This window comes from Fibrobacter sp. UWB3 (assembly GCF_002210405.1).
GTDB lineage: Bacteria > Fibrobacterota > Fibrobacteria > Fibrobacterales > Fibrobacteraceae > Fibrobacter.
Map to the genome: position 1 here is coordinate 19,558 of NZ_MWQJ01000009.1, position 17,355 is coordinate 36,912.

The 17,355-nt window shown below is 48.9% G+C and carries 16 protein-coding genes; 11 read left to right on the plus strand and 5 right to left on the minus strand.

Translation table 11 applies throughout. The features are described from left to right. Positions 1-12 precede the first annotated feature (12 nt). The 8 genes from crcB (at position 13) to B7991_RS10705 (ending at position 7,197) form a co-directional block, all read left to right on the plus strand. Entirely contained in the window at positions 13-369 is a 357-nt protein-coding gene (gene crcB, locus B7991_RS10670) for a fluoride efflux transporter CrcB (RefSeq protein WP_085492235.1), read from the plus strand. Between the two features lie 26 nt (positions 370-395). Next, on the plus strand, positions 396-1,523 hold the full coding sequence (locus B7991_RS10675; protein WP_088630810.1) for an Mrp/NBP35 family ATP-binding protein: 1,128 nt from the start codon (positions 396-398) through the stop codon (positions 1,521-1,523). Then, positions 1,520-1,816 (plus strand): DUF971 domain-containing protein, encoded by a 297-nt coding sequence (locus tag B7991_RS10680; protein ID WP_088630811.1) that lies wholly within the window; start codon positions 1,520-1,522, stop codon positions 1,814-1,816. The genes B7991_RS10675 and B7991_RS10680 overlap by 4 nt, the downstream gene beginning before the upstream one ends. A 57-nt stretch (positions 1,817-1,873) precedes the next feature. Continuing rightward, a complete protein-coding gene (locus B7991_RS10685) occupies positions 1,874-2,722 on the plus strand; it encodes an RNA polymerase sigma factor RpoD/SigA (protein ID WP_072830344.1) in 849 nt (282 codons plus the stop codon). 11 nt (positions 2,723-2,733) lie between these two features. Next, positions 2,734-4,455, plus strand: coding sequence for a tetratricopeptide repeat protein (locus tag B7991_RS10690; protein WP_088630812.1), 1,722 nt, complete (start codon positions 2,734-2,736; stop codon positions 4,453-4,455). Positions 4,456-4,511: 56 nt separating this feature from the next. Next, positions 4,512-6,395, plus strand: a complete 1,884-nt coding sequence (locus B7991_RS10695; protein ID WP_254917946.1) for a tetratricopeptide repeat protein — start codon at positions 4,512-4,514, stop codon at positions 6,393-6,395. Positions 6,396-6,399: 4 nt separating this feature from the next. After that, positions 6,400-6,825 carry a septal ring lytic transglycosylase RlpA family protein gene (locus B7991_RS10700; RefSeq protein ID WP_088630814.1) on the plus strand — a complete coding sequence of 142 codons (426 nt, stop codon included), beginning with the start codon at positions 6,400-6,402 and terminating at the stop codon, positions 6,823-6,825. A gap of 150 nt (positions 6,826-6,975) precedes the next feature. Next, positions 6,976-7,197: a hypothetical protein gene (locus B7991_RS10705; protein ID WP_088630815.1), complete on the plus strand. Its 222-nt coding sequence runs from the start codon at positions 6,976-6,978 to the stop codon at positions 7,195-7,197. An 88-nt stretch (positions 7,198-7,285) separates the two neighbouring features. On the opposite strand, the gene B7991_RS10710 is transcribed toward B7991_RS10705, so the two are convergent. Continuing rightward, positions 7,286-8,272: a HemK/PrmC family methyltransferase gene (locus B7991_RS10710; protein WP_088630816.1), complete on the minus strand. Its 987-nt coding sequence runs from the start codon at positions 8,270-8,272 to the stop codon at positions 7,286-7,288. A gap of 60 nt (positions 8,273-8,332) precedes the next feature. Further along, entirely contained in the window at positions 8,333-9,400 is a 1,068-nt protein-coding gene (prfA, locus tag B7991_RS10715) for a peptide chain release factor 1 (RefSeq protein ID WP_015732162.1), read from the minus strand. Between the two features lie 306 nt (positions 9,401-9,706). Between prfA and B7991_RS10720 the strand changes: the two genes are divergently transcribed. Continuing rightward, entirely contained in the window at positions 9,707-9,925 is a 219-nt protein-coding gene (locus B7991_RS10720; protein WP_088630817.1) for a hypothetical protein, read from the plus strand. Positions 9,926-10,307: 382 nt separating this feature from the next. Here the strand turns inward: B7991_RS10720 and B7991_RS10730 are convergent, their stop codons facing one another. After that, the gene (locus tag B7991_RS10730) at positions 10,308-11,195 is read right to left on the minus strand and encodes a hypothetical protein (protein WP_088630818.1); all 888 of its coding nucleotides are present in this window, start codon (positions 11,193-11,195) and stop codon (positions 10,308-10,310) included. Continuing rightward, positions 11,188-12,018 carry a TIGR02147 family protein gene (locus B7991_RS10735; protein WP_088630819.1) on the minus strand — a complete coding sequence of 277 codons (831 nt, stop codon included), beginning with the start codon at positions 12,016-12,018 and terminating at the stop codon, positions 11,188-11,190. The genes B7991_RS10730 and B7991_RS10735 overlap by 8 nt, the downstream gene beginning before the upstream one ends. Positions 12,019-12,241: 223 nt before the next feature. Between B7991_RS10735 and B7991_RS15175 the strand changes: the two genes are divergently transcribed. After that, a complete protein-coding gene (locus tag B7991_RS15175; protein ID WP_254917947.1) occupies positions 12,242-13,375 on the plus strand; it encodes a GGDEF domain-containing protein in 1,134 nt (377 codons plus the stop codon). A gap of 2 nt (positions 13,376-13,377) precedes the next feature. On the opposite strand, the gene B7991_RS10750 is transcribed toward B7991_RS15175, so the two are convergent. Continuing rightward, positions 13,378-14,568, minus strand: coding sequence for an MFS transporter (locus B7991_RS10750; RefSeq protein ID WP_088630914.1), 1,191 nt, complete (start codon positions 14,566-14,568; stop codon positions 13,378-13,380). 27 nt (positions 14,569-14,595) lie between these two features. Between B7991_RS10750 and B7991_RS10755 the strand changes: the two genes are divergently transcribed. Then, positions 14,596-17,355 carry a TIGR02171 family protein gene (locus B7991_RS10755; RefSeq protein ID WP_088630820.1) on the plus strand — a complete coding sequence of 920 codons (2,760 nt, stop codon included), beginning with the start codon at positions 14,596-14,598 and terminating at the stop codon, positions 17,353-17,355.

A 17,355-nucleotide genomic window follows, 5' to 3' on the forward strand; every position in this document is an offset into this window, starting at 1 on the left:
AAAGGTCTTGAAATGAATTTCTTATTCGTTGCTCTTGGCGGTGCTCTCGGTAGCGTGTTGCGCTACTTCATGTCGCTTGTGATTCCGAAGGTCGCCGGGTTCCCGTGGCCGACCTTTGTCGCAAACATCTTGGGCTGCCTTTGCATCGGGATTTTTTCGGGACTTTTCCTCAAGTGCGACTCCCTCTCGCCAAACCTCAAGCTTTTTTTGGTGACAGGCTTTTGCGGTGGCTTTACCACGTTCAGCACTTTTGCCAACGAAAACTTGGCGCTTTTGCAAAGCGGAAAAATCGGGATGTTCATAGCTTACGCACTTGCAAGCTTTGTACTTGGCGTTGCCGCCTGCGCCTTCGGAATTTATAAATTATAAGAACTAATAAACCTAATACCTAGCCTATGCAATTGAATGAGCAAAATATTTTAAGTGCCTTGCGTGCGGTCCAGGACCCGGACTTGCACAAGAATATTGTAGAACTAAACTTTGTTCAGAACCTGAAAATTGAAGGCACGAAGGTTTCCTTTGATTTGCGCCTCACGACTCCGGCATGCCCGATTCGCGATCGCTTCAAGGACCAGTGCATCGCCATCGTGAAAAGCCTGGGTGCCACCGAAGTCGAAGTGACGCTTACTTCTTCGCAGGGGCGCGTGGGCGATGACAATTCCGCTGCCAAGGCTCCGCAGAATTCGCACATTGGCGAAGTGGCGCATGTGGTTGCTGTGGCTAGTGGCAAGGGTGGTGTCGGTAAATCGACTGTGACGGCGAACCTCGCTATGGCGCTCAGCCTTTCTGGCGCTCGCGTGGGTATTCTCGATGCCGACATTTATGGACCGAGTATGGGTCTCATGTTCGGGATAGACAAGGCTCCTGAAGTTTTTGAAGACAATACGATTGCTCCTGTCGAAGCAAAGGGTGGCATCAGCATTGTCTCGATGTGCATGTTCGCAGATTCCGACAAGGCGACCATTTGGCGCGGACCGATGGTTTCGCAGATGATTCAGCACTTCATCCACCATGTGCGCTGGGGCAAGCTCGATTACCTCCTCGTAGACTTTCCTCCTGGAACGGGCGACATCCAGCTCACGCTTACGCAGAACTGCCCGATGGCAGGTGCGGTCGTTGTGACGACTCCGCAGCAGGTGGCTCTCGCCGACTGCCAGAAGGGTATTGCCATGTTCGATAACGTGGGCGTCCCGGTGATTGGCATTGTTGAGAACATGAGCTACTTCATTTGTGATGAGTGCGGCAAGCACCACAACATTTTCCCTGCCGGTGGCGGTCAGAAGATTGCCGAAAAGTGGGGCGTACCGCTTATCGGTAAAGTCCCGATGGAACCAGCCGTTGCCGACTGCGGTGACAGTGGTACTCCGGCCGTGCTCCGCTACCCGAACTCCGAATCGGCGAAGGTCTTTATGGACGCTGCCGAAAAAATGGTCCGCACGCTTTCTGTGTTTGAATCCGAAGGCGATGGAGTCCTTAAAAACTTCAATTACGATTTTGAACAACTGCCGGTGGAGGAAGTATGATCCAGCCAAAGAAAGTATTCAGGACAAAAGAGGGTAAACTCGGCTTTGAATGGAACGACGGCAGCCGCACCGCCTGTGATGCCCGTACACTCCGCTTAGCTTGTCCGTGCGCACTTTGTGTGGATGAACATACCGGTGAAAAACTCCTCGATGATTCGACTGTTCCCTTGGATGTAAAACTCGAACATGTTCAGTCCATTGGGCGTTATGCCGTGGGTCTTTCTTTTAGCGATGGTCATCGTTCGGGAATTTACCCATATGATAAACTTAAGGAATTGACGAAATCCGCATAATAAACCATATTTGAAAGAGTCGAAGACGGTTTGTCCAAGACAAAAGGTGTTGTTTTTATGAGTGATTTTAACGAAGCTCTTTATTTTCGTGACTTGAATAGGTATCCTACGCTGACTCCGCAGGAGGAATCGGCGCTGTTGAAAATTATCAAGAACGGTGAAACCGAAGAAATTCGAAAGTCTGCCTTGCAGCGCCTTATCCGTGGCAACTTGCGATTTGTGGTGAGTGTCGCCCGCAAGTACCAGGGTCGCGGCCTTTCCCTTTTGGACCTTATCAATGAAGGTAACCTCGGTCTTTTCAAGGCGGCTAAGCGCTTTGACATGGACAAGGACGTGAAGTTCATCAGCTACGCTGTGTGGTGGATCCGTCAGTCCATCCAGAAGGCTTTGTTCGAACAGGTGGGCGCAGTCCGCATTCCGCCTAACAAGCTTGCCTTGGTGAACCGCTTCAAGCGTGCTTTGATGCAGAATGGCGGTGACTACGACAAGACCATCTCGATGGAAGAATTTGCTCCTTACGAACGCGATATCGTCGAAGTCATGGAAAAGATTGTCGATATCTCGCTCGATGCTCCGATTGGCGATGATGCCGGTGTCTCTAGTGCCGATTCTGTGAGTACGCTTATGGACGTGCTCGGCAGCGATGGCAACCAGGACGAGGACATGGAACGCGAAGAGCGCAAGAAGCTCATCCAGGAAACGCTTTCTTCACTCCCGCAGCGCGAAGAAGAAATCCTCCGCATGTTCTACGGCCTCGATACGGTCGAAGACACGACGCTCAAGGATATCGGCGAAGACTTGAAGCTCAGCCGTGAACGCGTCCGCCAGATCAAGAACAAGACGCTCCGTCGCTTGCAGAAGAGCAAGGAACACAAAGAAAAACTGGCCGACTTCCTGGAAATCTAATTGGAACTCTAATGTCGAATCCTTCATCTGCGCCTCGTACTGCCGCGTACCTCTTTCTGATTTTTTTCTTTGGGGCGTTGCTTGCGTATGGCGGATTCAAGCTTTATAACAAATACGGACCGTCCAAGACGGTCGTAGGGGAAATCCCGTTCGGGCTCGAAGCGGGAACGTCTGTGTTGAATGGCGATGCCCCGAATTTCAAGGCTGATGTCGAAAGGCTGCCGGTGCAGGCCCAGGCCGAATTCCGCCGTGCGGGTGAACTTTCACGTAGCGGGGCGACTAAGGCCGCTTACGAAATTTACGATGCGCTCGTGCTCCTTTACCCGAATGTAGATGCGGCGGTTTGGGGCGAAGTCAATACTTTATTCCACATGGATTCTGTGTCGGAGTCGATGCGTGACCGTGCTGAACTCTTGATCGGGCGCCTCATGGCGCGTTACCCGAATACGGGCATCAGCTTTTACCTGGACAGCCGTAAGTCGCTCCTTGCAGGGAACTTGACTGTAGCCGTTGAACTTGCAAAGATGGCAAGCTCGCGTGCTCCATCCATTTATGAAATCAGACTTTGGTATGCGGAGCTTCTGCTCAAGAATTCGAACATGAAGGAGGCTGCAAATGAATGCCGTGCCGCCATCAGCCTTTCTTCGGGCGACTCGCAGCGTGCATTTGAACTCTTGGCGAAAGTCTACCATGACGATGGTATTTTGGACAGTGCGGTACTCGTGGTCGATTACGCCTTGACGCAGTTCCCGCTTTCTTCGGAATTGATGCTTTTGCGCGGTTACCTGGCTGAATACAATGGCAAGTTCGACGTTGCCGAAAAGACGTACCAGCGCATTCTTGCGTTCCGCCCGGATTTCGAAAAGGCTCGCCGAGCAATGGCGACGATTGGCGAAAAGACTGCTCCTGGCAAGAACGGCCATTATGCGGGTTCGTCTCGTGATCGTGCCCAGGTGGCATGCGACATCCTTGCACCGCTGGTCGAACGTTATCCTGAAAACTTGCCGCTTCGTGAAGCCATGGGCATTGCTTATACCAAGGCCCACATGTTTGATATGGCCCGCCGCGAGTTCAACTACATCCTCAAGAACGATCCGGATTATCCGGACATCAAGTCCCGCTTGAACGAACTGGAACAGGTCCGCAAGGCGGCGATTGAGGAATACAACAACGGTCTTACAGCTAACTTGAACCGCGCCGTGGATAGCCTCCGCGAATCCATGATGCCCGAACGGAAACACGACTTCTCGACGAAATTGGGACATTATCTTGTTCGCTATGGTGCTTCTTCGCAGGAATTCTTTAAGAAGTATTCTGCATCGAATTTTAAACAAGTGAAGCGCTTTGTCTGGCAGGAAACTTTCTACGAAAATCCGTACCATCACACTTATACGGTCGTCTTTGATTCGTTGAACCGATTCAAGGAAGTCCATGTTGTCGTTTTTGATTCCGCTTCGAATTCGAACCATCTTGGTGTGGCGCCTGAAATCTTTACGCGCCTCCTCAAGCAGAATTCAAGAATTTCTGGCATCAGCAACAACACTGGTGAAACCGATTGTGGCGATGGCGTTGTCATGGATGCCGCTGTCTGGGAAACCCGCGATAACTTCGAAATCCTGGCCCGCATCGTCGGAAAGCCCGCCGAAGTGCGCATGGTTCGCCTGGATCGCAATACTTTGCCCCCGTCAGGCATGAAACTTTGCGATTATCTGCCACTTCTTATGGAATTTTAGCTCGCAATTATCTATTTTGTAGCTATATGTTCCGTGGTCGTTTTTTAGCTTTAGTTTTGTTCACTGCATTATTGGAAGGCTGCACCTGCTGCGCCTACTTGAACCACATGTTCAATGCAGAACGTCTCTATGACGAAGCGACCGAACTCCGTGAGGCCCGCTTGGATAGTGTTCCTGACGAAACACAGTCTTATGCAAGCGGTGAAGAAGCCCAGAAATACGAAAAAATCATTGAAAAGGGTTCCCGAGTTTTGGAACGCTTCCCCAAGAACAAAAAGCGTACCGCGGAAGCCGTTTTCCTCATTGCGGAGTCTTATAGGCACAAGGCCGACTGGCCGAAGGCCATTACCAAGTACGACGAATACGAACGCTATTTTGCCGATAACGATTCCATGCGTGCTGTAGAATATCAGCGTGCTTACTGCCTCTACCGCAACCAGGAATTCAATATCAGCCGATTTGCGCTGGAACCTGTCGTTGCCGACAAGAACCATCCCTATTATTTCCAGGGACTCAACTTGCTTTCGCTCTTGGATGAAAAGTCCGAAGCTCCGGAACAGGCTATCGCCGCTCTTGAAGCAGTGCTTGCCGATACAAGCGGAACCCCGTACATGAAGGGCAAGGCTCATTTCCGTTTGGCAGGGCTTTACTACAAGATGGAAAACTGGGACAAGGCCCATCAGCATTATAATGCCAAGGAAATCGAGAACCTGAACGATCGCGAACGCCAGACGGCGGGCGAGCAGTCGGCGGAATGCCTTGTGAACAAGAAGGAATATCTCAAGGCTGCAGATGAATTTAAGGAACTTTATAAAGTCGAAGCTTACGAAAAACAACGTGCGAATTACCTCGTGCGTATCGGTGAAATGACTCTCTTGGCGGGGCGCAATGCCGATGCTTTTGTGATTTTCAATAAGGTCAATACTGAGTATCCGAAAACGGTGCATTCTGCCCGGGCTTATTTCAACATGGGCGATTACGAGCAGACCAAGGTTCTGGATTACGAGCTTGCAATGCTGTATTACGATAGCTGCTATATTGCAAGGTCTATCAGCGAGTATGGCAAGAAGGCCCGTGAACGCCGCAACGCTTTAAGGCGCCTGGTCTCGATGCGCGATAAAAATGATGAACTTCGCGAGAGTAAGGATTCCATTCCCGACATGAAGTCTTTCTTCAATAACGAGTTCATGATTGCGGAACTCTTCTTGCTCAAGCTTTCTGAAGCCGATAGCGCTGTTGCAAGACTGACGAATGTGATTGAAAATTCTCCTGATACCGCTAACGTAATGCGGGCCGCTTATGCAAGGGCATTCATCTATGATGAATTCTTGCATGATCCGGATACAGCCGAAGAATATTACAAGGAAATCATCGAGAAGTATCCGAATACGGATTATGCTAAGCAGGCTCAAGCGAACTTGGGCTTGCGTGTGACCATGAAAACGCGTGAAGACGAGGCACGTGAACGTTACATGGCTGCCGAAAGCTTGTGGACTGCGGCTTCTGAAATGCCTGTGAGCAAAATGGATTTGGTGGACTCTGCCTATGCTCATGCCTTTGCCGCGTTTGATAGCGTCTATAAGGAATTTCCGCAGACGCAATCTGGAATTCAGGCGCTTTATATGAAGGCCATTTATTACCAGATGCTCCCGAATATGGATAGCGCTGTTGTCATTTATCGAGAACTCAGTAGTAAGTATGGACAGACCCAGTGGGGCAAGCGCGCTGTTTATGTGCTGAATACGCGACTCACGACGACTGATGATGATATCGCCAGACTTCGCAAGCGCACGGCGCAGAACATTGAAAGCCTCAATAAGAAATCTGCAAAATACTACGAAGAACTGAATGCCAAGCCCGAAGAAAAGAAGGCTGAGGTTATTAGCAAGGAAGACGAAATCCTCGAAAATACGTACAACAGCATGTACGACTTTGAATAGGTTTATGCATTCTCGACTTTTTGTTGCTGTTCTTCTTTGCGTCTTGGTGGCAATTTCTGGATGTTCCGGTTCCACACACCGCAAGGGTTACACTCGCGTGACGAAATCGTCACGTGTCCAGAAAAAAGCTGAAATTGGCTATACCTTTACGGGAGATGCAAGTTATTACGGTAAGGGGTTTGATGGCAAAAAGACCGCGAGTGGCGAGATTTTTGACCGCGACGACTTTACTTGTGCCCATAGGACGCTCCCGTTTGGCACAAAGCTCAAGGTGACGCGCATAAAGACGGGTGCTTCTGTTGTTGTGCGTGTGAATGACCGCGGGCCGTATGCCAAGAAGCGTGTGCTCGATTTGAGCGAAGCGGCTGGTAAAAAGCTTGGGCTTGATAAAGCCGGCCATGCACAGGTCAAGGCCGTTGTTGTAGAATAGTTGTTGTGAGTGAAAATGCCGCGACTTGTCATGCCTGCCTCTGAGCAGGCATCGCCTTTTTTTTACGACTTTGCGCAAAATGTCATCTTATGACATGTTGTGATTCTATATTAGTGCTCGTAATAACACTAAACACCAAAAGGTGAATATATGAATCGCAAAGTAGTTAAAGTGAATAAGCATGTAGTCGAAATTCCGGAACAGTCTCCGTGGGATTCCGGCTTTTCCATTTTCAAACGCCGCATTGGCGAACTGATGCAATTAAGTGGCAACGATGATAGCGTCATCGATGATGACGACTTGATTCCGTATTACCGCATGGGTGAAAGTGAAACGTTCGTGCTTTCCGCCCTCGGCTGCTCCGGGTATTAAAAACGCGGCAAACGCCGCGCAAATATTAGCGTCATTCCCGCTGGAGCCTGTCATGCCGGACTTCGTTCCGGCATCGCCTTACACAGTTCTACTTCGCTTTATAGCTGACAAAGCGGACATTGTTGCAAAAATCTTTGTGGATTCCCGTGAATTCCAACCACGGATATTTTTCGGCTTCGGCCTTGAGCATTTCACCTTGTTCAGAACCGATTTCAAGCAAAATAGATGATCCCGGCTTGAGTTTGCCTTCGGTCTGCTGCAAAAGCTTGCGGACAAGGTCAAGACCGTCTGCACCGCCGAACAAGGCTAGTGCGGGGTCGTACTTTGCAACTTCGGGCTGGAGCTTGTCTTTTTCGCTGTCCGGAATGTAGGGGAGGTTTGCGATAAGGCAGTCGATTTTGGGTAAGGTCGCTGAGTCTGCCGAAGCGCCGACGACTTTTGCGATAACGTCAGCGGTGACGGCGTTCAGCAAGTCGCCCTGTGCGAAGGTCAATGTGCTTGCTGCATTTGCGGAACTTGCCGAAGCGGTGGAATCGGTCGAAGATGCGGCGCTTTCCGCGTCGGGATTACCTGCGAGGTCGTTCGCTTCAGCATTTGTACGAGCGAGGGCGAGAGCGTCTTCGGAAACGTCTGTTGCCAAAACCTTCGCGCCTGCAATTTCTTTCGCACAAGCGATCGAAATGGCGCCCGTGCCAGTGCCGATTTCTACGATGAACGGCTTTTCAACGCCCTTGAGACAGTCGGCTGCCATGTCCACGAGCGATTCCGTTTCCGGGCGCGGAATAAGTGCACGGCGGTCGCACTTGATAATGAAACCGCGGAAGCTTGTGTCGCCGATGATGTGCTGCAGCGGCTCACGCGTTGCACGGCGTGCAACCATCGTGCGAAGCACGTCCAGCTCCGCTGGCGTGAGCGGCTTCTCGAAGTTCAGGTACAAGTCCATACGGTTCTTCATCTTGAGACCGTAGCTGATGATGTACTCGGCATCGAGACGTGCATCAGGAATGCCCTTCTTTTCAAAGAAGACCTTGGTACGGTTCAAAATTTCAAGAACTGTCATCTGCGGCTGTGGCATTGGACTTACCTCATGGATGGGATCTTGTCATTCCCGCCACCGAGCGGGAATCTCCCTTACTTAAGCGTTGAACTTTCCGAGCTTTTCCTGGGCGTTTGCCATCTGGAGACCGTTGATGATTTCATCGAGATCGCCTGTGACAACCTTGTCCAAGTTGTAAACGGTGAGGCCAATGCGGTGGTCCGTCACGCGGTTCTGCGGATAGTTGTAAGTACGGATCTTGGCAGAACGGTCGCCAGTACCCACGAGGGCCTTGCGGTTTGCCGCTTCTTCCTTTTCCTTCTTCGCGATGACGGCGTCAAGAATCTTGGAACGCAACATTTCCATAGCGTGGAGTCTGTTCTGCAACTGGCTACGTTCGGTCTGGCAGCTCACCACCACACCCGTCGGGATATGAGTCAAACGCACTGCGGAGTCCGTCTTGTTGATGTACTGACCGCCAGCGCCCGAAGAACGGTAGGTATCCATGTGGATGTCCGCTTCGCGGATTTCCACGTCGACTTCTTCTGCTTCAGGGAGGATTGCGACTGTAGCTGCAGACGTATGCACGCGGCCCTGCGTTTCCGTTTCCGGCACGCGTTGCACGCGGTGAACGCCACTTTCGAACTTGAGCGTCCCATAGACGCTGTCGCCTTCGATGAACACGCGGATTTCCTTGTAGCCACCCACCGTGCCTTCGCTCAAGTCCTGGATAGTCATCTTCCAGCCCATCTTGTCGCAATAGCCGCGATACATGCGGAACAGGTCGCCTGCGAAAAGTGCTGATTCGTCACCACCCGTACCGCCGCGAATTTCGAGCGTTGCGTTACGGTAGTCCCACGGATCCTTCGGCACCATCAAAATCTGGAGTTCGTCCGTCACTTCGGGGAGCTTCTTTTCGATCTCCGAAATTTCGGCCTTGGCCATCGCGACCATTTCCGGGTCGGAATCGCCGAGTGCGGCCTTGTATTCATCAAGGTCGTCCATCATCTGCAGGTATTCCTTGGCCTTCAAAACAGCCTTTTCGATACCCTTGTACTGCTTGTGAATCTTGTTGTAACGAGCCTGGTCACCGAGAACATCCGGATTGCCGAGTTCCGATTCCAGTTCTTCGTACTTTTCAATGAGTTTTTTAGCTTTATCTTTCATCGTGCCCAAAGATAGAAAATTGGAAACGCTGCGGCAAAAGTGTGCGAGGCGAGAGTAGTGAGAAAGCTCAAAAATTTATTTTCGCTTTTTTTGTGCGGTGTCGCCAACGGTTTGCGGGGCAATCAACCTTTGGTGTTAACCATTGATTGCAAAATGAAAGGCGTGCAGCGCGGCCCCTTGTTTTTGAAAAATAAACATCTTATATTATAGAAACCTCCTTAGTAGTGTGTTGCCGAGTTTCTCCTGTCTAGTGATACTCCATAGTTATTATATCGTTGCTTATATGAAAAAATAAAGGACATAGCTATGGCTAGACCGATTCGTGAAACTCCGATTCTCTTTGGCGAAGATGCTCGCCGCTTTTTAGAGGCGATGCAGAACGTGAGACCGGAACCTCCTGAAGTTCGAGCCCGCATTTTACGAGATTACGAATTCATGAAAAAGGCTTACGAGCTGGGTATGGCTGAAAAGCGTGCCCGCGAAGAAGCCAATGGAGGTGTTGACCCGTGGTTCGACAATACTTAGAAAAGACAAATGTGAGATTTATTCGATTAAATCCCCAAAGTACGATAAAAAAATTTACTTGTGGGGATCCTGATTTGGATGATTTTATTCGAAATCGTGCGTCAGAATTCCAAAAGCATTTTAAGGACAAAATGGAATTCAATCGATTCCGTAAAAAGCAGGGTTTTCCGAATGAAAAGTTGGCTGTGGTGAGGAATCCTCAAATCCGGTTGATTCTTGAATCTGTTTATGGTGGCTATTTTAGTAGGACTTCTTTTGGTTTTGGTGATGTCAAGTTCTAAAGATGTGCTTGAGTGGAACCGAGGTCCTTTTTATTGAACGCGATTCCAGATCCCAGTTGGATTGGGAGTTCCAAAAGATTGGTGAAGTATAAAATAACCGGTTACAAGTTCTTTTTGATGTACTCGTCGTAGTCAATATTGCGACAATTCCAAGTTTCTTTTACCAAGAACGTTAGCTCGATTTTGGGTTTTTCGGAAAGCTCTCCGCAGTATTCGAACAGGAATCCGACGTGCATGTCAAACGGGCGTGCTTCGTAGGCACAGTTGTCGTGGATTTCTGTGATGGCGATGGTGTCCTTTGAAATCTTGGTAAGCACGTGTACAGCGGGCGATGTGTCGATAACGTTTAGTACATAGAGCGGGCACCCGTCCTGAGTTCTTGAAACAGCTCCGTTGTTTTCATAGAGCTTGTTGCCCATGTTCATGGCTGTTCTTAAAAACAGTACGCCTAATCCACTGGCGTTTTCAGCGGTAAGCTTGTGCAGCCCGAGTTCTCTCAGCTTTGCGATGCTTGGACTTTCAAAACATGTTTCTTGTGATGCGTCGCAACTTTTAAAAGTCACGTTGTAGCCGAGAACGTTATCGTCGTAAGTGACTTCAGTGATACCGTAATATTTGAGGTAGCTATCTAGCGTATATGCGGGGACTGTGTCGGGATTGCCGACGACGTCAGGATCATTACCTTTGTTGCCTTCTCCTGCTGTGTTGCTTGAAGAGCTTGGATCAATGTATATTGGTGTGAAACCCTCATCATAGCGTGATGAAGATGAAACGTCTACCGAAGGCGCTGGACTTGTGTTACTGTTTGACGAATCGGGAATTACGCCGTTCGCGGTTTCGCCTTCTGAAGAACTGCTCGATTTCTCTCCATTGGCGATTTGGTTTTGTTCTTCGGCTGTTCCTGCAATTTTATCTGAACAGGCAAACGAACAGAAAGCGGCTAATGCCATTGTACTTGCGGTCAAGAATTTGTTGAACAACTTAGTCATTACCTTTCTCCTTCGCCTTTTTTGTGAGAGGGAATAACTGTAAATTTAGTCTATAAACTTGATCGATGTTTTTGTCGCCTGCGGCAATGCTCACGATTTTACGGCGACATTCGTCGAGTTCTTTGACGATTTGTTCGTAAGAGTCCTTGGATATGCCCATGGTGACGCCGGAAAAGTTGCGTTCGGTGCGGGCTAGGTCTAGTGAATTTGCTGCAATTTTGGCCATTTCGCGGTGCATGTCGCGGATGGCGAGCTTGGTTGCTTCGGGGGAACCCTTGATGGATGTCTCGGTCTGGGAGTATGTGTTTTCTCCCTCTTTTTTGAGGAACCCGGCTTTGACCAAAAAATCGAGGGACTGCTTGATGTCGGCGGCGGAAACGTCCGTGTAGCACATCTTGGCAAGTTCGCCTGGAGTGGCTCCCGGCATGAGTGGGGCGAGTTCTCGTAAAACCGGATTTCGCCAGCTTTCATAAAATTCAAAAAGATCGCCTTCGACGACTCTGACTTTGTGGACTCTAGCGATTTCGAGCATCTCTTCGTAGGCGGCCTTCTTTTTCACTTCGTCTGTTTCTTGGCCGAAGTTGACCATCGCCCTGAAGTAGTCCATCTCGAATCCGACAAGTCCCATGGCTTGCCCGGTGCGTTCGACACCGATACGGCTCAAATTGCTTTTCCCGTCACAGACGACCTTCATGTACGAAGATGAGGTAAAGCCTGCGGCCTTGGAAAATTCTCGCCACGAGAAAACATGGCGGAGCTTGCGCTCTTCGTAAAAGTCGCGCATGTACTGTCGGAAGTCGGAGTATTCGATAATCGCTTTCATCACTCCTAAATATAAATTGAAATTTACCGAAAAGCAATATTTCTATGAAACGGATTATTGTAAAATTAATCAAAAATAGAGGTTTTTAACTGAATTTTATGTTTTAGCGTTGTATATGCAACGTTTGCCGCGCACGGAGATGTGCGATGGGGCCTACTATTTTTTTTGAGAATAAACAGGGAATTATATCCTAATGTATTAGAAAAAGAGTATTTTGGTAGGTATGAGCGTTTTTGGATTTTATGTCGAAGTCAATGCTGGGTGCATTTTGATACTGATGCTCCTTTTGTACAGTATCAAGAGACTCCCGACGCCTCAGATTAAGTATGAGCTTTTCCAGAAACTGGTGCTTTGGCATATTGTCTATTTCTTAAGTGATTCTGCTTGGGCTCTTGTGAACGATGCGGCTTTACCGAAAAATACGTTTACCGTTTTGGCTGTGAATTATTTCAATGCCATTATTATGCCGATCGTTGCGTACAACTGTTTTATGTTTGCTGAAATCAGTACACGCCCGGAAATGACTCGTAAGCAGATTGAAACGTTTCAATTTAAATTACGCATCCCGATTGTTGTGCAAACAGTGACGTTGCTTATATCATTTGCTATCGCCCCCGGCTTTTGGCTTGATGATCAGTTGGAACCTGTTGACTTTTATTATTTCATTTTGTCCTTCTTGCCGTTGATTTATTGGGTGGCGGGGACTGTCCGCGGTTTGCTCCGCACGCGGACGATGCTAAATAGGGCTAATCTTGGAACGTACCTGATTGTGGCTAGCTATACGCCAGGCGTACTGGTGGCGGGCGGGGCGCAGATTTTCTTTGCCTTGACGACACCGATTTTTTGCTTCTGGTGTACCGCAATTATTTTGTTTGCCTATTTGCATATGCAAAATCAGTTGATTGCAACGGATGCATTGACGATGCTCAATAACCGCAACCGCTTGCACGATTATTTGCACCAGCCGCGTGAGAAAAAAGACTCGTTTGTGATTATGGTGGACGTGGACCACTTTAAGCAGATTAATGATACATATGGCCATGCCGAAGGGGATCGCGCTCTTGTCATTGTTTCGCAGTCGCTCAAGAAGGCTTGTGAACGGTTGGGCTATTCGATGTTCCTCTGCCGTTATGGTGGCGATGAGTTCTTGATGATTGCACAGACGGATGCGCCGGACGATGTGATTAAAGAAGTCCGCGAATGCTTGCGAGAAGAAGTCTCGATGCAGGGCGAGTCACGCTCTTATAAGATCGAGGTGAGCATGGGCTTTGCCCGCTGGGATGGAAATCCTGAAAGCTTCAGGGAACGCATGATTATCGCCGACAAGAGAATGTACGAAGACAAACGCTTGGCGTAGCTTTACCCCTCAAGCTTGTTTTTCTGATAATGCTTTGATGTGTAGGCGAGGAACATGACGTCGGCGATGGCGAGTGCGACGCCGCAGACGAAGAACACTTGCTGGTGCATCCCGAAGTGGTTTGCCATGGCGCCGCCCACGAGAATACCTGTTCCAATGCCGATATCCCATCCCGAGAGGTAGGTGCTGTTTGCCGTGCCACGCTGGTCGTGGCGGGCGAGGTTCACGCACATGGTTTGGTAGCCGGGGAAGATAAGCCCGAGGCTTGTTCCGATGAGGAATGCGGACAAGAAAAACGTAATGGGGCCGTGGCTAAAGGCGAGGATGAAGTAGGCGACGACGATTAGCGTCATGCCGGTACCCACAAGATGAATCAGGTAACCGCGGTCAATTAGGCGGCCTGTCATGATGCGGTTCAAGATGAGGCCCGAAGCGATAAGTGCGTAAAACCAGCCCGTGCCGCCGATACCAAGTTCATTAGCGTAAATGGCGATGTAGTTCGTGACCGGGCCGTACGCAAATCCGACGAAGATGAAGTTTGCAAATTGCGGAACGGCGCGCGTGAGGAAAAATCGGTCAAGCGAAAGCGGGGCGCAGACTTTCTTTTCGCGGGGTTTCACCTTGAGCGTCTGCACAAGCACAAGTCCAATCACGCAAAGGATTGTAGAAATGGCAAAAACGATCCCGTCGCCGAATGCTTCGTAAAGAAACATTCCGGTCATGGGACCGGTGGCGAAGGCTAAGTTCACGCTAATCCCGAAATACCCGATGCCTTCGCCTCGGCGACTTGCGGGCAGTGCATCAATAGCCACCGTATTACTTGCGGTACTCGAAATGCCAAAGAACAGCCCGTGTGCAAAACGCACGACCGCTAGAATCGGCAACAGCCCGACTGTCTTGTAGCCTAAAAAGCAGAGTGTAAATGCGAAAAATGTCCAAAAGTATAGCGGCTTTCGGCTGAACGTATCGACGAGGAACCCCGCAAAAGGCCTGCAGGCAAGCGCTCCAATCGTGTAGAGCGAAATGATGAACCCTGCGGTTGCGTTGTCTGTCTGGAATTTGTCGATGATGTACAACGGCAAAATCGGCAATAGCTGGTAAAAGCTAAAGAACAGCAAAAAGTTCGCCGCAGCGACGGTAATGAACGTGCGGCTCCAAAGTGTATTATCGGACGTGTTGGATTTCGTTTCCATGTAAGCAAAAAATAGTATATTGAGGGTATGGAGAAAATACATAAAATAGCATTATTGCTTTTTTTGTGCGTTTGGGGAGCAGTATCTTGTTCGGAAGAACATCCGTTTTCCAGTGCGTTTATGGAAAAGCCAGTTTCGACTTTGGATTTGGGTGAAATTGGTGCCGAGGGAATGGTCTATGTAAAAGCCTCAGGGGAAAAGACTTTCTTGGGGACGCGTGATGTTTTGGCAAAATCCTTGGAACGCCCTCAAATGAACGTTGATTTTACCTATGACTTTTATATCGGACGTCATGAGGTTATCTGCAAAGATTTTAATGAGACTATGGGGTTTGTGACGGGGGTGACTGTCCCTTGTCTTATGGATTCGTTGCCGGCTTCGAATGTGACTTTCTTTGATGCGGTGCTGTATGCGAATGCTTTGAGTAAAAAATACGGGCTTGATTCGGCTTATTCTTTTTCCAAGGTGGAATTGGATGCCGAAAAGCACTGTGTGAAGATGAAAAATTTTAAGTTCGTTCCCAAAGCAAGTGGCTATAGGTTACCTACAGAAGCGGAATGGACTTTGGTCGCTTCTGGAAACTGGAACCCAGGAAATGGCTGGAATGCCGTGAATTCCGGGGCTGTCGTTCATAAGGTTTGTTCTTCGAATGAATCGCAGAATCGCATCTGCGACATGGCGGGGAATATGCTTGAACTTGTGAATGACCGATATGCGTCTTTCAAGGATACTACGGTCGCCAATTTTGTGGGCTCGATTGATGGCGATGCCCTTGGATCTTGCGTGGTAAAAGGGGGGAGCTATTATTCATCCCCGACAACGATGAATTTGTACAATCGTGGCGATACTTACCCCATTTTAAGTTCGACGAAAGGTGATTACATTGGCTTTAGGCTTGCTCGTGGTTCTATTCCCGATGCCATGTGGTTTTCGGATAATGGGAGTACGGTTTCGGCGCCGATAACGCCGCTGATAGAATCTGCGGAATTGAAATCGATGACGGGTTCCTATAATGCGAAACTCGTGTTCCGAAATGATGCGCAAGGCAATCTTGTTTATATGAATTTCGGAAAGACAACGACCGTTGTTCAGTTTGAAGATGGTGTTGAAGTATTCCATCCTGATATTTCGCCCAATGGAAAGTATGTTGCTTTTTGCACATCGATGGAGGGCTCTTCGCAAACGTCTTTCATATACGTGCGTGATTTGACGGATGCTAGTAGCAAGGCTGTGAGAATGTCTTCGATGAAGGGTGCTATACCGAGGTGGCGTGTGAACCCTAATGGGGATACTGTGATTGTGTTTGTGTCTTCGGCGGGAGGCAATCGTGGCGACCAGTTCTTGTTAGAAGGTACGTGGCAGGTGAAATTCTCAAATGGGGAGTTCGGTACGCCAGAAAAGATTTTTGATGGCGCTTACCACGGTGGTGTCTTGAATGATAATCGCCTTGCGATTTCGTCGTCTCCTCTGTTGCGGGCCCGCTTGTCTGATGGAACTTGGAAAACAGATATGATTTGGTACAACGGTGAGCAGGCTTGCAATGCATCTTTGGCGAAAGATGGTAGCAACCGTACGTTGTTCCTTGATTTTGGCGGATCGGAAGGTCGTGAATTTGTAGGGGTTGATTATGGAGTTCATGAAAGGCTCCTTATTGCAGATAGTACGGGACGGTTGGTCCAGTCCGTACCTTCGCCTGCGGGTTATTCCTTTGACCATAGCGAATGGGCTGTTGGCATTTTAAAAGACTCTGCCAGTAACCTTGTCGTTGCGACTCTTAGCGATATCAATGGCGTTCATCGTGAAGTCGTGCTAGTGGATCTGAATGATGGTCGCATAGTCCCGCTTGTCGAGGGTGAAGAATTGTGGCACCCGTGTCTTTGGGTGTGGCAAGATAGTCCAAACCGCCCGAAACCTGTTGTGGATATGGATAGCGCTGGCGTTTATTATGATAGCGAAGTCCAGAACCCGTATTCATTTGCTGCTGTGGAAATGGGGATAAAGCTGAAATCCTTCTGGAAAGAACGTGATGATTTGCAGGCTGTCATTTTGGGAAGTTCAATGCTTTTGGATGCTGTTGATGATAAAGCAATGATATATACCAAAACTTTGAATATGGGCGTGAGCATGATGGATATCAATCTGTTTGATTACTTAATTCGAAATTATGTTATTCCGTATGCTCCTAATGTCAAGTATCTTGTAGTGGAGTTGTCGCCTGGACTTATGTTTAGAAGCTATCAGGAAGTGACTGCTTTTGTTCTTGAAAGTTCCCCGGGGATACTGTACGATAGGCTTCATTTGTCCGAAGCTACTAAAAATGAAATAGCGGAGTTTAGTCAACAGCAACAATTCCCGAAAATCCTGCTAGGGCAGCAATATTTAGACGGAACGTTCCTGATGCCTTCTGGGTCGTGGGAAGCCCCGATTGTGAATGTGGATCTTACCCCGTTGACTTTTGATGCGCTTGTTTTGCAGTATAACCTGAAAATTTGGGAATTGCTAAAGGCTCTGGCGGATTCGAAAGGAATCCAGCTGATTGCCGCGATCCCTCCGCGTAACCCGGGGTACAAGGATACAGAGGCTTTTGATCCGTATGGCCCGAGTTGGGAGGTGGCTCATCAAATTATTGACGCGGTCAAGAATATGGGGATTATGGTTTTCGATGAATACAAAGATGGCCATCACGACTATACCGACGCGATGGCCTATAATCCCAATCACTTGAGCTATCTTGGGGCGGCTCAGTTCACTGCAAGGCTAGAGGCCTTCTTGAGCGCGTTGCCTTAG

Coding starts and splice junctions, on each gene's coding strand:
- B7991_RS10675 (WP_088630810.1), top strand. CDS start 396: ATGCAATTGAATGAGCAAAATATTTTAAGTGCCTTGCGTGCGGTCCAG.
- crcB (WP_085492235.1), top strand. CDS start 13: ATGAATTTCTTATTCGTTGCTCTTGGCGGTGCTCTCGGTAGCGTGTTG.
- B7991_RS10705 (WP_088630815.1), top strand. CDS start 6,976: ATGAATCGCAAAGTAGTTAAAGTGAATAAGCATGTAGTCGAAATTCCG.
- B7991_RS10750 (WP_088630914.1), bottom strand. CDS start 14,568: ATGGAAACGAAATCCAACACGTCCGATAATACACTTTGGAGCCGCACG.
- B7991_RS10685 (WP_072830344.1), top strand. CDS start 1,874: ATGAGTGATTTTAACGAAGCTCTTTATTTTCGTGACTTGAATAGGTAT.
- prfA (WP_015732162.1), bottom strand. CDS start 9,400: ATGAAAGATAAAGCTAAAAAACTCATTGAAAAGTACGAAGAACTGGAA.
- B7991_RS10735 (WP_088630819.1), bottom strand. CDS start 12,018: ATGAAAGCGATTATCGAATACTCCGACTTCCGACAGTACATGCGCGAC.
- B7991_RS10690 (WP_088630812.1), top strand. CDS start 2,734: ATGTCGAATCCTTCATCTGCGCCTCGTACTGCCGCGTACCTCTTTCTG.
- B7991_RS10720 (WP_088630817.1), top strand. CDS start 9,707: ATGGCTAGACCGATTCGTGAAACTCCGATTCTCTTTGGCGAAGATGCT.
- B7991_RS10700 (WP_088630814.1), top strand. CDS start 6,400: ATGCATTCTCGACTTTTTGTTGCTGTTCTTCTTTGCGTCTTGGTGGCA.
- B7991_RS10710 (WP_088630816.1), bottom strand. CDS start 8,272: ATGCCACAGCCGCAGATGACAGTTCTTGAAATTTTGAACCGTACCAAG.
- B7991_RS15175 (WP_254917947.1), top strand. CDS start 12,242: ATGAGCGTTTTTGGATTTTATGTCGAAGTCAATGCTGGGTGCATTTTG.
- B7991_RS10730 (WP_088630818.1), bottom strand. CDS start 11,195: ATGACTAAGTTGTTCAACAAATTCTTGACCGCAAGTACAATGGCATTA.
- B7991_RS10680 (WP_088630811.1), top strand. CDS start 1,520: ATGATCCAGCCAAAGAAAGTATTCAGGACAAAAGAGGGTAAACTCGGC.
- B7991_RS10755 (WP_088630820.1), top strand. CDS start 14,596: ATGGAGAAAATACATAAAATAGCATTATTGCTTTTTTTGTGCGTTTGG.